The organism is Pseudomonas sp. ATCC PTA-122608 (genome assembly GCF_001952855.1).
Classification (GTDB): domain Bacteria; phylum Pseudomonadota; class Gammaproteobacteria; order Pseudomonadales; family Pseudomonadaceae; genus Aquipseudomonas.
In genome coordinates this window covers 1-15,720 of sequence record NZ_LPNO01000007.1, presented here as the reverse complement: position 1 = coordinate 15,720, position 15,720 = coordinate 1, and the positions used below count along the sequence as shown (strand labels likewise).

General features: G+C 59.9%; 10 protein-coding genes. All 10 read right to left on the bottom strand.

From position 1 onward, the window contains the following. Window position 1 precedes the first annotated feature (1 nt). Window positions 2-1,567, bottom strand: a complete 1,566-nt coding sequence (locus tag AU074_RS08540) for an MBOAT family protein (protein ID WP_076014359.1) — start codon at window positions 1,565-1,567, stop codon at window positions 2-4. Window positions 1,568-1,785: 218 nt separating this feature from the next. Next, entirely contained in the window at window positions 1,786-2,895 is a 1,110-nt protein-coding gene (locus AU074_RS08535; RefSeq protein ID WP_143503550.1) for a mannuronate-specific alginate lyase, read from the bottom strand. 8 nt (window positions 2,896-2,903) lie between these two features. Next, on the bottom strand, window positions 2,904-4,352 hold the full coding sequence (locus AU074_RS08530; RefSeq protein WP_076014451.1) for an alginate O-acetyltransferase: 1,449 nt from the start codon (window positions 4,350-4,352) through the stop codon (window positions 2,904-2,906). 11 nt (window positions 4,353-4,363) lie between these two features. Next, window positions 4,364-5,956, bottom strand: coding sequence for a mannuronan 5-epimerase AlgG (gene algG, locus AU074_RS08525; RefSeq protein WP_076014357.1), 1,593 nt, complete (start codon window positions 5,954-5,956; stop codon window positions 4,364-4,366). After that, window positions 5,956-7,443, bottom strand: coding sequence for an alginate export family protein (locus AU074_RS08520; protein WP_076014356.1), 1,488 nt, complete (start codon window positions 7,441-7,443; stop codon window positions 5,956-5,958). Before AU074_RS08520 ends, algG begins: the two co-directional genes overlap by 1 nt. Next, window positions 7,440-8,864, bottom strand: coding sequence for an alginate biosynthesis TPR repeat lipoprotein AlgK (algK, locus tag AU074_RS08515; protein WP_371916614.1), 1,425 nt, complete (start codon window positions 8,862-8,864; stop codon window positions 7,440-7,442). The genes AU074_RS08520 and algK overlap by 4 nt, the downstream gene beginning before the upstream one ends. A gap of 90 nt (window positions 8,865-8,954) precedes the next feature. Beyond that, a complete protein-coding gene (locus AU074_RS08510) occupies window positions 8,955-10,124 on the bottom strand; it encodes an alginate biosynthesis protein Alg44 (protein ID WP_076014354.1) in 1,170 nt (389 codons plus the stop codon). A gap of 36 nt (window positions 10,125-10,160) precedes the next feature. Further along, window positions 10,161-11,642: a mannuronan synthase gene (alg8, locus tag AU074_RS08500; RefSeq protein ID WP_167662863.1), complete on the bottom strand. Its 1,482-nt coding sequence runs from the start codon at window positions 11,640-11,642 to the stop codon at window positions 10,161-10,163. Window positions 11,643-11,726: 84 nt separating this feature from the next. Beyond that, the gene (locus AU074_RS08495) at window positions 11,727-13,043 is read right to left on the bottom strand and encodes a nucleotide sugar dehydrogenase (protein ID WP_076014352.1); all 1,317 of its coding nucleotides are present in this window, start codon (window positions 13,041-13,043) and stop codon (window positions 11,727-11,729) included. 891 nt (window positions 13,044-13,934) lie between these two features. Next, window positions 13,935-14,714 (bottom strand): peroxide stress protein YaaA, encoded by a 780-nt coding sequence (gene yaaA, locus AU074_RS08485; RefSeq protein WP_076014351.1) that lies wholly within the window; start codon window positions 14,712-14,714, stop codon window positions 13,935-13,937. Window positions 14,715-15,720: the final 1,006 nt, after the last annotated feature.

The window sequence follows — 15,720 nt, the reverse complement described above, 5'->3', positions numbered from 1 at the left end:
CTCAGAACTGGAAGTAAAGGAACGGCGAGAAGCTCTGCGCCGAAAGTTTGAGAATCGACGCCACGAACAGCAGCAGTACTGCGGCGCGCATGGCGTAGCGTGGCCAGGTGGCGGTCCAGTAGGCCGGTTGCACGGTGGCCTCGGTGCCAACGGTGTAGCCGGGCTCATGGATGCTGCCCGGGGTGTCGCCCGGTACGGCCTTGATCAAGCCAGGTTGTGCAGTCGCCGGGCCATCGGCCTGGGTGTTGACCGCAGGCTTGGTTTTTTCCGGTGGGCGGTTGTTGTAGAAGTCTCGCAGGCCGAAAAACGCCAGGGTTGCGTATGCCACCACCAGGGTTGCCACTTGCAGGCCGGTGAGGCTGGCGCGATTGAGTTCCGAGAGTGACCACTCGCCGAAGCTGAACATCGCGCCGTACATACGGCCGGCGACGTGCAGGTTTTCCGAGCGGAAGATCACCCAGCCCATTACCACCAGCAGGAAGGTGAAGGCCCAGCGCACGACGTTGAAACTGCGCGGTGCGGTGTTGAGGCCGATGGCTTTTTCAATCGCCAGCCACATGCCGTGCCAGGCGCCCCACACGATGTAGGTGATGTTTGCACCGTGCCACAGGCCACCGAGCAGCATGGTCAGGAACAGGTTGCGGTAGGTGGTCAGCGTGCCTTTACGGTTGCCGCCCAGGGTGATGTAGAGGTAGTCACGCAGCCAGGTGGACAGGCTGATGTGCCAGCGCCGCCAGAACTCGGTGATCGACTGGCTGATGTACGGTTGCTTGAAGTTTTCCATGAAGCGGAAACCCATCATCAAGCCCAAACCGATGGCCATGTCGCTGTAGCCGGAGAAGTCGAAGTACAGCTGCGCGGTGTACGCCAGCGCGCCGAGCCACGCGTCGCCGGTGGTGGGGTTTTGCAGGGCGAAGCAATGGTCGGCGACCACCGCCAGGGTGTCGGCGATGAACACCTTCTTGATGAAACCCTGCATGAACCGCGTGCAGCCCTCGGAGAATTTATCGAGGGTGTGGGTGCGGTTGTTGAACTGGTCGGCCAGGTCGCGAAAGCGCAACACGGGGCCGGCAATCAGGTGCGGGAAGATCGCCACGAACGCCGCAAAGTCGATCAGATTGCGGGTGGCCGGGGTGTCGCCGCGGTACACGTCGATGATGTAGCTGATGGACTCAAAGATGTAGAACGAGATACCGATCGGCAACAGCACGTGGGTCAGGATGAAAGGCTCAAGCCCCGCCGACTTCATCATCAGGTTGATGCTGTCTACGCCGAAGTTGGCGTACTTGAAGTAGCCGAGGATGCACAGGTCGACCGCCACGCCCAACAGCAGCCAGCGCTGGGCCGGCTTGGTGCGCACGCCTGCCGCACCGACCTTGAGGCCGATCCAGTAGTTCCACAGCGTCACGGCGGCGAACAGCGCCAGGAAGTCCACTCGCCACCAGGCGTAGAACACATAGCTGGCAACCAGCAGCAGCAGATTGCGATAGCGTTGCCCGCTCAAATAGTACAAGCCGAGGAAGATCGGCAAGAACAAAAACAGGAACACATTGGACGAGAAAACCATCCCGATCTCTCCATGTTTAACCAACAGTCAAGGGCCAACGGCCCCCCCCAAACCCCCCACCGAAAACGGAGAGGGGCGGTATTACATTCCCACTGACGAAACCGGCTCAAAATGTGGGAGCGGGCTTGCTCGCGAATGCGGTGTGTCATTCAACACAGACGGCGACTGTTACACCGCCTTCGCGAGCAAGCCCGCTCCCACATTTGAATTGCGTTTCGTCAGGAGCCTTTGTTGCCTTTCTCGTGCGCCGGGTCGAAGACCTTGGTCAGGTCACCCCCGAGACGGAACGTCTTGAACGGCTGCATCCCGTGCTTGCGCTCGATCACATCCGGCGCGCAGGTGTAGAGGGTGCAGAAGGGCTCAAGCCAGGCAAATTTCATGTCTTCCTTGAGGTCCTTCATGTCTTGTTCCTTGCCGTTCTTCTTCTCGAAGATCTCCGGGTCTTTCACCCCGGCCAGCACGTTGTCGCCCAGGCGTTTCAAGGCGCCGTTGTTTTCCTGGCGCAGGTCAACACCGTTGACCAGGGCAAAACTGGCGATCATCGCCAGCGGCGGCAGGGCATAGTTGTGGTACGACAAAGCCCGTTGCTGACGCTTCAATTCGTTCGGCAGGAAGCCCTGCGCATCGACCTGATTGGCGCCGACCTTGTATTCCTTCACGGCCCAATCAAACAGGTCGCGACGGTTGGTGGCGATGGAGGTCGCCATCACCGACCAGGCGGCCCAGTAGGAGTGGTTGTTGGTTTTATCCAGCGGCAGGTTGTCCCAGTCGCTCACCACCTGGTCGGCCATTTTGCTGAACCAGGCCTCGATCAACTGCGACTCCTGCTGGTGGTTGGCCAGCGGGTGGGAGTCGGAGAACTTCAGGCGTACATAGGCCGAGGCCATGCTGCCCAACGCCCATTTGCGCATGGACTTGCCGGTGTGGTTGAAATCCTTGGACATCAACGCATCCGCCTTGGCCCAACTCGTCAGCCAGTTCAGCGTACATTCCAGCTGCTCCGGGCGACCGTCGCGCATGAATTGCATCACGCGTTTGCTGGTGTCTTTTTCCAGCTTGGTGATGTCGGCGGTGCTGTCGCGAAAGGCTTTTTCGGACTGCACGTTCAACGTGGAGCGAGCCTTGTCCGAACCTTCGTACTTGCTGCGAAACTGCAGCGAACCGGTGTACGGCGCCGGCATGGTGTCGCAGTCATTCTTGAAGTCGCCGGTCTTGAATGCTTCCACCGGGGCGAAATAACCCTGGGGTGGACGCAGTGGCGCGGCGGCATTGACTGATCCGGCGAAGATCGCCATGCCCAGTAATGTTGGAATCAATAACTTCTGCATAAGTAACCTCATTGCCCCGTTGAAGCAGTCTGTTGACCACCGGCGGGGAATACGTTGCGTGTGCAAATTTTCGCTTCGACTTTCTGCGCGGCCTGGCCCGCTTCAGGGCCCTGCACTTCCACGGCCAGCAGGTTTTGCGTGGCCCAGTCTTCATCGGTGCGCAGTTCAAAGGCGAAACGCCCGTCTGTATCGGATGTTTCGGGTTTCTCGATCTTGATGTCCTCGTGGCGCCCGTTCATGTACCAGAGGGTGGCTTGCAGGGTTTTCACCGATGGGTCGGCGAAGCGGATGTCGACCTGGTGACTGCTGTTGCGCAGGTCTTTGTTCGAACTGTTCACCAGCAATTCGTTCTTGCCGGGTTTCAGCGTGGTGCTGGCGCTCATCTGGGCGGTCTTGCCTTCACAGCCGTTGTCCAGCAGCGACATCATCTGGCGGTAGATGGTCTCCTGGTCCAGGCGATACAGCGGCGAGAATTCCCAGATCAGGATCTTCGGCGGGGTCTTCTGGAATTCTTCGCTGCCCAGGTACTGGATCATCGAGCCTTCCAGGCCACCACCGGGGAAGGCGACGTTAAGGATGTCGGCACCGATTTCCTGTTCCAGGAAGCCGGCGAAATTGTAGTTCTTGCCACTGTGGCTGGTACCCACGAGGGTGATCTGCGGGTTGCCGGAATCACCGAACAGGTCGCCGTCTGCCGCTTCGCCCTTGGGCTCGGTGGTGAACTGGTCCATGTACTGGATCGCGTAGCTGGTGCCGCACAGTTGCCCGGCCATGTTGTGCAGGGTGCCGGTCTTGCCCATGCGCCCGGACCGTTTGGTCTCGAATTCGCGCTGCGGGATACCGGCAAATTCAGGCATCGCCCGCACTTTCGCGCCGACGATTTTGGCGGTGCGCTGGGCGCCGTATGGCGTCCAGTGTTGGTCGCCGCGGAAGTAGAAATCGTGGGCCGGCAATTCATCCGGCAGTTGCTCGTTGGTCAGCGGCGACAGGTCCGGTACGACGTAGCCCATCTTGGCGAAGCGCCCGAGCATGGTCTTGTAATTGCCCAGGGCCTTGTCGAAATCGAACCTGGCTTTCTCTTCAGGGTTGAGCTTGTTGCGGTTCACCAAGCCACGGGTCGGCTGGTAGACCACCACCAGTTCCACGCCCTTGCTCTTGAACGCATCGTGCAGCTGCTGCATGCGTTTGTAGCCGGCGGGGCTGGTGTCGAATTCGGTGCGCAGGTCTTCCTGGGTCCGGAACAGCCAATCGCCCTGGGCTTGCACCAGGGTGGTGAAGTTCTGCTGGTAGCGCGTGGTGTAGTTCTTCGCGTCGTGGGCGGCCGGGCACAGGCTGCAGCACGGTTCGGCGGTGAAGGTTGGCGCCTTGATTTCGTCGGCGCGCACGCCCTGGCTGGCCGCGAGCAGGCCGAGGGTCAAACCCGAAAGGCTGAGCAGTTTGATCATGTGTGGGTGCATAAAGGTCATCCTCAGTCCTGCATTTCGGTCTGGCGTTCGACAGGGTCGATCAGCACGGCTTTCTTCTGGCGTACCAGCAAGTCGAGGATCTCTTCCTGGCGATCGCCAAGAACGCCCGAGAAGCTGATGCCACTGGATTTGGTCGGCGCAAGCATTGATACGCGGTACAGCTCGACGCTCAACGGCGAGTCGATGGACAGCGGCCCGCTGCCGTTGGCGGCCAGTTCACCGCCGACCACGATCAGCGAGACCTTGGTGTCGAACGGGTCGAGGGCGATGTCGCGGTCGGTGTCGGTCAAATCCTTGATGTGGCCGTACACGCCGGTCAGCCCGTTGGCCATGGCAATGTTCTCGTACAGGCGAATGTTCACGCTGTTACGCACGCGGATGCCGTGGCGACGGTTGCTGATCACCTTGTTGCCCCACAGCAGGTTATCGCCGCTCTCATAGAGGGTGATGCCGTCGGTGTGGTTGCGGTAGATCTCGTTGTCGGCGATCAGGTTGTTGACGCTGTTACGGTCGATCACCAGGCCCGAGAGCTTGTTGTCGAAGCTGCGGTTGTTGAAGATGAAGCTGTCGTTCACTTCCCGGGAAATGATGATGCCGTGCTTCTTCTTCGTGCCGTAGACGGTGTTGTCGGTGATGATCAGGCCGTGTGAACGGTCGTGGGGGTCAATGCCGTAGACGATGTTGTCCTTGTAGGTATTGCCCTTGAGCACAAAGCCGGTGGTTTCGTAGCAGTAGAAGCCGTACCACATGTCCGAGAACTCGGAGTCGACGATCCAGCCCGTCGGTTCAGGACGCTTGAGCACCTTGGCCATGTTCGGCGTGTACTGGGAAATACTCACGCCATACGACTTACTGTTGGCGTAGCCGAAGCTGGCCATCTTGCTGTTGGCGATGTAGGTCTCGGTGCCGCCCCAGGCCAGCAGGAATGGACGAAATTCCTTGGGCGACTGGAAAGTCGCCGGGCCGTTGGTCTTCTCGCGCCAGCCGGTGATTTTGGTGTCACGTACGAACAGTTGGCCGTCGTTGATCAGGAACGAACCGGCTTCCTGGGACAGGCGCAGCTCTTGAGTCTGCTTGTCGATTTCGAGGATGCCTTTACGGCCCACCACGATCGGCAACTTGGCCAGGAACACACCCGGCGAGGTTTCGCTCAAGTACTGCTTGGGCACTTTCTTCAGCAGGTCCTTGAGGTTCATGTAGCCGTCGTCGACAAAGATCGCCTGGGGAATACCGTGCTGGCGCACTACCCATTCGGCCATCTTGTTGTCGCCGCCGATGAAGTCCTTCAGGGCGTCTTCCTGCATCATCCGGCGAATGCTGACTTTGCCAGGTTTGGTGCGCACAATTTTCTTGGCGATATTGGCCGCGGTGTAGCCGGACACGTCCGGCAGCGCAGGCTTGGCCATCTCCAGCGGCGCGGTCGGCGGGCTGGAGATGGTGTAGGTCTTGGCCTGTTGCAGCTCTTTGGCGATGGTCGGCGCCTTGACCTGCTGCGCGACATCGGCGAAGGCCGAAGTGCTGGCCAGCAGCATCGCTGCGACCAGCAGGCTGACCGAGCCTTTGAGGGCTTGAGGGTTCATTGCGCAGGCTCCCATCAGAACTTCCAGATCACGTCGACAAAGGCGCGATGCATGTACGAGTCGACTTGGCTGCCGTAGGCGTCGCCCGGTTTGAACACGCCTGCACGGAAGCGCACCAGAGCCGACGGTTCGTCGATCGACTGGCTGAGCCCGGCCGGCAGCAGGCCTTTCTTGAAGTACTTGGTGACCACCAGGTCCATCTCCTGGCCCAGGTCTTTCTTGCCATCTTCAAGCGGCAGGGACGTGCTGGACAGGATCGCGCCGGTCACGTCATCGGTGTTGTTCTGCACGGCGTCGATGCCGTTGCTGCCCACCGGCTTGTTGCCGTCGACGCGCCAGAACTTGTGGTACACCAGGCTGGCGTCATAGTCCTCGCGCAGCTGCCACGAACCGAACAGGCTCATGGACTGCATGTTGTTCATCTCGCCGCGAAACGCTTCGCCGAAACGGTGGACGCGGGACTGGGTACCGGTCCAGTTCGAACGGTTGCTTTGCAGGCCGTTCTGCTCGTATTCGGCGCTGGCGCGGGAGTAGGCGGCGCCCACTTGCCACTGCGGGTCGAGGCGCAGGCGCACACCCAAATCGGTGGCCCAGCCATTCACGTCATCGCTGCGCTTGGCATTGGTGGGGCGGGTGCCGTCGGCGTTCAAGGCGTTGACCGTGTCGCGGTCGCCCTGCATGCCGGTGACGCTCGCCCAGTAGTTGACGGTGTTGGTGTTGCGCCAGTTGTAGGCGTCACTGTTGGCTTCGATGCCGAGCCAGGTCAGGTCGCCGTTCTCGCGCTTGTCCAGCGAATCGGTGGCCACGCCCGGTTCCGGGAAGTCGAGCTTGCCGTCGTCATGGGTGTGGTGAGCGCGCAGGCCGATCCACTGGCCTGGCGTCCACTGATAGGCGGCGTCGGCGTAAAGGTGCTGACGGTCCTTGTCCTTGGGCGACAGTTCCTTGAGGTCGGTGCGGTATTCGCTGAAACGCTCGGCGACGCCGACATTGGCCTTGAGCAAGGTGGTGTCGAAGGTCCAGTTCAGCGCTTCGATATTGGTGTCGCGCCATTGGCCGTCGTCGTTGCGCAGGCGTTGGCGACCGAGCTTGAGGATCTCGCCGGGGTAGGGCGTGAAGCCGCCGTAGGCGACCCAGAACTCGCGCATCGCCAGGTAATTCTTCTTGCTCTTGCGGTCGTCATTGCTGGTCTGTTGGGTGGCGTCATCCGAGGACTGTTGCAGGGTGTCGGTCTCGATGATGTCGCTGGAGGTCACGGCCTGGCCCATGGCGTAGGCGCTCCAGTTGCCGCTCTCACCGTAGATCCAGGGGCGCAGGTCAAGGCCGATGCCGTTGACGTCGCCGCCTTTCTGGGTGCCCAGGTCGCGGTCATCTTCGGACTGGCCGGTGACTTTGACTTCCAGGCCGAAGTTCTTGGCTTCGGTCAGCGCGGCCAGGGTCGGGCACGACCACAGCAGGGCGAAGGTCAGGCCGATGCCGGCCTTGACGAATGGATTGAGCTTCATAGGGATTCCTCGCCGTCTTCTTCTTGCAGGGCGTGCAATTGCAGCGTGCTTTGGGCCAGGGTGCCGCGCACGGCCAGTTCCTGTTGCACCAGGCGTTGGCCTTCGGCGCGTTGTTCCGGGGTCAGCGGAGCTTCGAGCTGGGTCGCCAGGTCGTTGGCTTCCGGCGTGTCCTGGGCCTTGGCCAACTGGCTGAAGACATAGGCGTTAAGCGGGTCGGGCTTGGTGCCCTTGCCTTGGGAAAACAGTTGGGCAATCGCGAAGTCGGCGCTGTTCTGGCCGTTGCGCGCAGCGGTCAGCAGATGGTCCAGGGCCTTTTGCGAGTAGACCTTGCCCAGGTAGCCACGGCGGTAAATCTGGCCGAGGTAGTAATCGGCAGCCACTTCGCGGCCGACGGCTTTCTGGAAGTGTTCTTCGGCGGCCTTGGCGTCAGCCGGGACCCACTTGCCTTCGTAGTAGAGCTTGCCCAGCAACAGTTCGGCGCGGGGCTGGTCGGCGGCGCGGCCGTTGTCCAGGTACTTCATCATCTGGTCGACGTCACCCAGTTCCGGGAAGTCGTAGAGCAGTTGCGCCAGGCTGACCCAGGAGGCCGGGTAAGCAGGGGCGATTTTTTCCAGCAGCGCTTGGGCGGTTTTTTCGTCAGTCTTGCCCAGGCTTGCATCACCCAGCACGCGAGCGACGCTGTCGACCCGCTGGGCGGTGACGGCGCCACGGCTGTAGCCGGCTTCCATCTGCTTGAGCAGTTCGGCCTGTTTTTCCGGCTCGGCTTTTTCCTGGTAGACCGTGGCCAACTCGACGTAGCAGATATCGGTGGTGTTCAGCGCGGCCTTGCAGATGCTTTCCACTTCATCCAGATGCTGGTCGTAGGTGTCCTGGGTGCGATACAGCAGCACCTGGGCCAGGCCAGCTTCCGGGTAGCCCGAGGCGCGCCATTTGCTGATTTGCTGCTGGGCGTTGATGTTCGGGAAATCATGCGGGTATTGCAGGTACAGCATTGCCAGCGGGATCAGGGTGTTGCCTTCGCCATTGGCAAAGGCTTTTTTTAACAGGCCTTCGGCTTCGTGGTGCTCGGCTTCAGTGGCGCCCGGCTTGGCCACCAGCAGGCGACCCAGGCGTGCCTGGGCACGGGGCGAGGTATCGGCGGCCGCGCGGTAGGTCGCTTCGGCCTGCTTGATTTGCTCGGGGTCGCGGGTGCCGACCTGGATATCCGCCAGGCCCACCTGGGCCTCGCTGTAGCCCAGGTCTGCCAGTTGCTGGTAGTTCTGCTGCGCGGTGACCGTGTCACCACGCTTGAGGGCTTCATTGGCCAGGCGTTGGTCGGGCAGGCCGGCGCAACCGGCGAGGCTGACCGCAACAGCCAGCAACGCCGCAGTTCCCATGTGGGAGCGGGCTTGCTCGCGAAGGGGCCCTGTCAGTTGATGCATGTGTTGGCTGACACACTGCTTTCGCGAGCAAGCCCGCTCCCACAGGGATTGCGGTGTTTTTGAGAGAGTCATCACAGGCATGTCCTCTGCTTACAGACCGTTGGCCATGGCTTTGTCGATCAGCCAATTCAGGGATGGGCCGCGGTCGCTGGTCACTTCAACCGGGCGGCCGGCGTAGGTGCTGTCCAGCGGGGCATCGGGTTTGATCTGCACGCGAATGTCGGAAGACATTTCGCTGCTGTTGAGGCTGGTGCTGCTGACGATGGTGCCGGTACGCACCTGCTCTTCATCCGCCACCTGGAAGTTCACGCGGGTACCCGGGCGAACGTCGGCAAACTGGCGATAGGAGAAGCGTGCATCAACGTTGGCCTGGCTGCCGCGCGGTACCAGTTGGAAGATCACATCGCCCTTGCTGGCGTACTGACCGTCGGCGACCAATTGCTGGGCCACGACGCAGTCGCACGGGGAGGTGAGGGTGCCGGTCATTTGTTTGCCGAACAGCTCTTCAACCTTGGCCGGTTGCAGTTGGTCTTCGTCCAGATGGCCCTTGAGCACATCGAGCATGCTGGTGCTGAACGTCGCCAATGGCGCGCCCTTGGCAGCGACCGCGTCACCTTTGATCAGGCTCTGCACGGTGCCGTCGCGAGGCATGGTCACGTTCATGCCCGGGACGCTCACCAGGCCGGAAGTGGCGTGGCTGACGAAGTACATGCCGTACACCGATTTGACCACGAAGCCGAATGCCGCCAGGCCCACCACGAAGATCCCGAGGCTGAAGGTCACGGCCCGCAGGCGGCCGCCGACGCTCATGTTGCTGCCGCTGTCCTTGACCTTGCGCGCCTTGGTGAAGTTGTCGCGTTGCAGGGTCGCCAGCACGTCGCCCATGGTCACGATGTCGCCGGACAAGTGCGAGGTGATCAGGTGGCGCAGGGTGGAGATGTCTTGTGCATCGAGGTTCTGGAACTGGCAACCGGTGCGGCCGGTCTGGCGGTCGTAGGAGCGAATCTGCAGCTCGACGTCCATCGCCAGGCCCAAGTTATCGATCACGAACTGCAGGCGACCCTTGTGCACATCGCCGACTTTCAGCGGCTGCTGCGGGGCGTTGAACGCCAGGCCGCCAGCGGAGAGGTCGATGACCCGCACTTCCATTGGCGTTTGGTCGGCGCCGAAGAAGCGCAGCTTGGCCGGGATTTTTACCCGGGCGTGCTGGCGCTGGGCTTCGGATTCGTGGACAACGTTGGCGTTTACTTGGCTATTCATGGTGTTTAGTTCCTAGTTAATTCAGGCTTGGCAGGGTCAAACCATCATCAGCAACACGGCGACGAAAATGCTGCCGGCGGAGAAGGTCATGGTCCGAGACGACCAGGTGTTGAACCAACGTTGAAAGCTGGCCAAATCGCGGGTCAGTTTGGTGTCCTGGCGTGTCCAGGACTGTTGATCAAGGCGGAAGAACACGTAGATCTTCACCAGCGCGCCCATGATCTGGTTGTAATAGAGAATCACCGGGTAAGCCGGGCCGATCCGGTGACCGGAGCACGAAAGCAGCAGGGTCAGAATCAGGCGGGTGATGCCGATCCACAGCAGGTAGGCGAGGATGAACGCGCCGCCGTACTTGAAGGTGGCGATGATCGCCACGGTCAGCCCCAGCAGGGAGGTCCACATCGACACGCGTTGATCGAACAGCACGATGCTGGTGAACAGGCCGAGGCGACGCATCCCCAGGCCCAAGGCACGTGAGTTCTGGCGCAGGTTGTTGCCGTACCAGCGGAACATCAGTTTGCGGCTGGCCTTGATGAAGCTCTTTTCCGGCGGGTGTTCCACGGTGTGAATCGCGGCATCCGGCACGTAGAAGGTGTCGTAGCCCAGGCGCATCAGGCTGAACCAGCTGGACTTGTCGTCACCGGTCAAAAACTTGAAGCGGCCCAGGCGCCAGTGTTGCAGCGAGTCGCTTTCCACGTCGGCGATAAAGCCAGGGTCGGTGACGACGTTGGCGCGGAACACTGACATGCGACCGGTCATGGTCAGCACGCGTTTGGACAGGGCCATGGAGCACATGTTGATGTGGCGCTGGGCGAAGCGCAGCTTGTGCCACTCGCTCATGATGTAGCCGCCGCGGACTTCGCAGAACTCGTTGGTGGTCAGGCCGCCGACATTGCCGAACAGCTGGAACCACGGCACGGTCTTGCGCACGACGCCCTCGGCGAGCACGGTGTCGCCATCGATCACGGCCACCACGGCGCGGTCGTCCGGCAGGTGGCGGGAGATGGCGCGAAAACCGAAGGCCAGGCCGTCACGCTTGCCGGTACCGGCGATACGCACGAAGTCCAGCTTGACGTGGTCCGGCGGGTTCATCTTGGCCCACAGGCTCTTGACCAGCAGCTCATCTGACATTTCCACCAGGGAGCAGACCACGGTGGTAGGGAAGCCACATTCGATGGCCTCGCGAATCACCGAGCTGTAGACCTGGGCAGTGGTCAGCGCATCGATTCTGAAGCTGGTGACCATCAGGAATACGTGGGACGGGTCTGCCGCTTTGCCCAGCTTGCGCACTTTGCGCCGCAGGTGCGGGTAGACCACGTACAGGAACAGCATGCCGCGAAAGAAATGCGTAGCACCCATCGAGTAGCGCCAGATACCGACGGCACCAATCAGGAAAATAAAATTCTTCGACTCGGAGTCGAACGTACTCGCCGGCAACAGCAGGGCGAGACCCATCAGCAGGCTCAGGAAAAACAGCCAGCCGGCGGATTGGAGGAGTACGTGTTTTAACTTGGACATAGGCGTCATTCCGCAGGTGAAGGAGGCTTCGAGCGACAAGCGCCGGGGATCAGGACGCTTGCCGCTGGAAACTTGCCGTTGCTGTTACCAGCAAATGCCTTCGGTACGACCGCTTACGCTGGTGGCCTTGGACATGAAGCCCACCAGGTCGACCACTTGCTTGCCGTGGGGTGCGTTATGCGCCAGGGCACGGAACTTCTCATCGCGGTTGCCCAGGATGATCACGTCGGAGTTGTTGATCACTTCGTCGAAGTCCGAGTTGAGCAGGGACGACACGTGAGGGATCTTGCCTTCGATGTAGTCCTTGTTGGCGCCGTGGACGCGAGCGTATTCGACGTTACTGTCGTAGATGCTCAGGTCGAAACCCTTGCCGATCAGCATCTCTGCCAGTTCCACCAGCGGGCTTTCGCGCAGGTCATCGGTGCCGGCCTTGAAGCTCAGGCCCAGCAGGGCGACTTTGCGTTTGTCATGGCTGGAGACGATGTCGAAGGCGTTTTGCACTTGGGACTCGTTGCTGCGCATCAGCGAGTTGAGCAGCGGCGCATCCACGTCGAGGGAGCCGGCGCGGTACGTCAGGGCGCGCACGTCCTTGGGCAGGCAGGAGCCGCCGAAGGCAAAGCCTGGGCGCATGTAGTACTGGGACAGGTTGAGAGTCTTGTCCTGGCAGACCACTTCCATCACTTCGCGACCGTCGACACCTACCGCCTTGGCGATGTTGCCGATCTCGTTGGCGAAGGTCACTTTGGTCGCATGCCAGACGTTGCAGGTGTACTTGATCATCTCGGCGACAGCGATGTCCTTGCGGATGATCGGCGCGTCGAGTTCTTCGTACAGCGACTGCAGGACATCGCCGGAAGCGGTGTCGAATTCGCCGATGACGGTCATTGGCGGCAGATCGTAGTCGGCAATGGCAGTGCTTTCACGCAGGAACTCAGGGTTTACCGCAACGCCGAAGTCGACGCCGGCTTTCTTGCCGGAGCAGTCTTCGAGAATCGGGATCACCACGTTCGCCACGGTGCCTGGCAGCACAGTGCTGCGGACCACGATGGTGTGGCGGGTGGTCTTGTCACGCAGGACAAACCCGATTTCGCGGCACACCGATTCGATGTAGTTGAGTTCCAGGTCGCCGTTTTTCTTGCTCGGCGTGCCGACGCAAATCATCGACAGGTCGGTATCACGGATAGCGTCGGCGAAATTGGTAGTGCCGCGCAGTCGGCCGGTCTGGATACCCTGGCTCAACAGTTCGCCCAGACCCGGTTCAACGATGGGCGATTTGCCCGCGTTGATCAGGTCGATCTTGTCCTTGGAGATGTCTACGCCAATGACCTCATGGCCCCGTGCAGACAGGCAACCGGCACATACCGCGCCGACGTAACCCAAACCAAATATGCTGATGCGCATCGCATTTACCTCATTGTTAATCGTGCCACTAGATGGCCGGAGTTCATGTTTTGAAGCGTCACTCAGGCACTGGAAAGTGCGACGAGTAAACGTCGGTATATCCAGTGCAGGCATACTAAAAGTCGAGTGACTAACTAATGCACTCAAGTTGTGCGCAACGTGGCCTTATTGTTGGGGCTTGCCCTGAAATGCAGCCAGCCTTCCTGGGGAAGGGCCTGGCGCCAGTGCCGCAAGGCGTTGATAGTGGTTTTTAGCCCTTATATATCAACAACTTGGGTTGTCTCACTGACCCATACAGGTGAGCTCAGCCTTGGCCTTGTCGGAGAAAGTAGTGAAAACTTTTCGTCCGCCTTCAACTAATCAGTTGATGATTTGACCATTGAGTCAAAGCTGTATGACAACTTTGCTACTTCCGTTGGTCGCCACGTAAGTCATCTCTTACATCTGCAGAGATAATCGTTACCGGTGGTATGAGCGGTGCTTTAGGACATAGTTCCTGTCCACTCATCCTGTTTCCGGAAATTTCTTGAAATATTAGAAAAGATGGCACTAGTACTATTGTGATAGCACTTGCTATTTGGGCCAGTAGTTGCGGGGAGTTGCGAGGGTTAAATAGTTTTGTGCCACTACTCCTTGAAAAAAGTGGTGCCACTACGAAAAAAATTGACGAATGTCGAGTGAAATAAATGTTAGGGATTCTGAAGAATTATTTTTGACGCCAAATAAATGACGATTATTCGAGCTGAAGAGGGGTTTATTCGAGGAAATTGTTGTGGCGAGGGAGCTTGCTCCCGCTGGGGCGCGAAGCGGCCCTGGCTTTTTTGGGGCCGCTGCGCAGCCCAGCGGGAGCAAGCTCCCTCGCCACGGGTTTCCGGTTTCAGAAAGGCTGAGTTATTCCGGTGCGTGATCCCGCAGAAACACCAGGTTATCCGGCTTCGACTGCTCCGCATTGAAGCGATACCCCTGCACGTCAAACTCCTTGAGTTTGGCCGGGTCGTTGATGCGTTCTTCAATCACAAAACGGCTCATCATGCCCCGGGCCTTTTTGGCGTAAAAGCTGATGATCTTGTACTGGCCGTTTTTCAGGTCCTTGAACTCGGTGTTGATGATCCGCGCGTTCAGTGCCGGGCGTTTGACTGCCGAGAAGTACTCGTTGGAGGCCAGGTTGAGCAACACGTCATCACCTTGTTCGGCCAGGGCTTCGTTGAGCCACTCGCTGATGCGGGTGCCCCAGAACGCGTACAGGTCCTTGCCACGGGCGTTGGGCAGTTTGGTGCCCATCTCGAGGCGGTACGGCATCATCAGGTCCAGTGGGCGCAGCAGGCCGTAGAGGCCGGAGAGCATGCGCAGGTGATCCTGGGCGTAGGTGAAGTCGGCGTCCTTGAAGGTTTCGGCGTTGAGGCCGGTGTAGACGTCGCCCTTGAAGGCCAGCAGGGCTTGCTTGGCGTTGGCGGGGGTGAAGGCTGGGGTCCAGCTGCCGAAGCGTGCGGCGTTGAGGCCGCCGATTTTGTCGGAGACGTGCATCAATTCGCTGATTTGCGCCGGGCTCAGTTCGCGCAGTTGTTCGATCAGCTCCTGGGAGTGGTCTAGGTATTGCGGTTGGGTGAAGCGCGGGGTGACCGGCTTTGACTCGAAATCGAGGGTTTTGGCGGGGGAAATCACCGTCAGCATGAAGTCGTCTCCTTTAATCGTGGGGGGATTCTAGGGGGTAGGGCGGTTTGACTCCACCTATGAAGGTGATAGATGGCTGGGGGTTTGGGTGTATATCCGTTATTTAGGTAACGGCGGCTTAGGGTTCCGCTCTTACAGCCAGCCCTTTCAAGGTCTTTGCCTAAATCGCGTCCTACGCCTATTCCAGGCTGAAATTAAGAAAAAAACGAGTTGAATTTGGTTCAGTCAGCATCTCTTTTGGTCAAAAAATGATCATGTTTTTAGGCTTTTTCCAAAGACCTTGAAAGGGCTGGCTCTTACAGCGGGTCACTTTTGGCAAACGCCCGGAATGCCGGCCCAGCCAAAAGTAACCAAAAGGTCTTTGCCCCACCACTCGGTGCCTCGCCTAGGCTCGGCATGCCCGCACTCCGGCGCGGCTAAATCGGCTTCCCTGCCGATTTACCCGCTCCACCGCGCCTACTTGCGGCCATCGTGGTTGACGGGGCCCGCAGATCAAGATCAAAAGCAGATCAAAAGCAAGAGCACAGCGGCCTACAGGCCGGCTTGAGTGTTAGAAGCAGAGGCAAGATCCAGAGCGAAAGCAGAGCTGCTTTTCTGTGGGAGCGGGCCTGCTCGCGAAAAACCTGAGGGCGCCGCGTTGAATCAGGATGCAAGCGTCATCGTTAACGACCTTCGCGAGCAAGCCCGCTCCCACATTTGGACCGTGCCCGCTTCTGGTTTTGCTGTTGCTGTTGCTTCACCACACTCAAGCCGGCCGGTAGGCCGCTGTGCCCTTGATCTGCTTTTGATCTTGATCTTAGGCGCCCCGTTAAACCACGCTGGCCGAACGCAGGCTTTGGAGCGTGGGTAACCCGGCAGGACGCCGGGTTAGCCGCGCTGGGCCAAGGATGGCCCATCGCGGCGGCCCACGGTCCAAAGCCGGAGTGAGGGCACACCGAGCCCAAGCGAGGTGCCGAGTGGTGGGGCAAGAGCGTTTTGCTTACTTTTGCGCTGTTCAAAAGTGAGC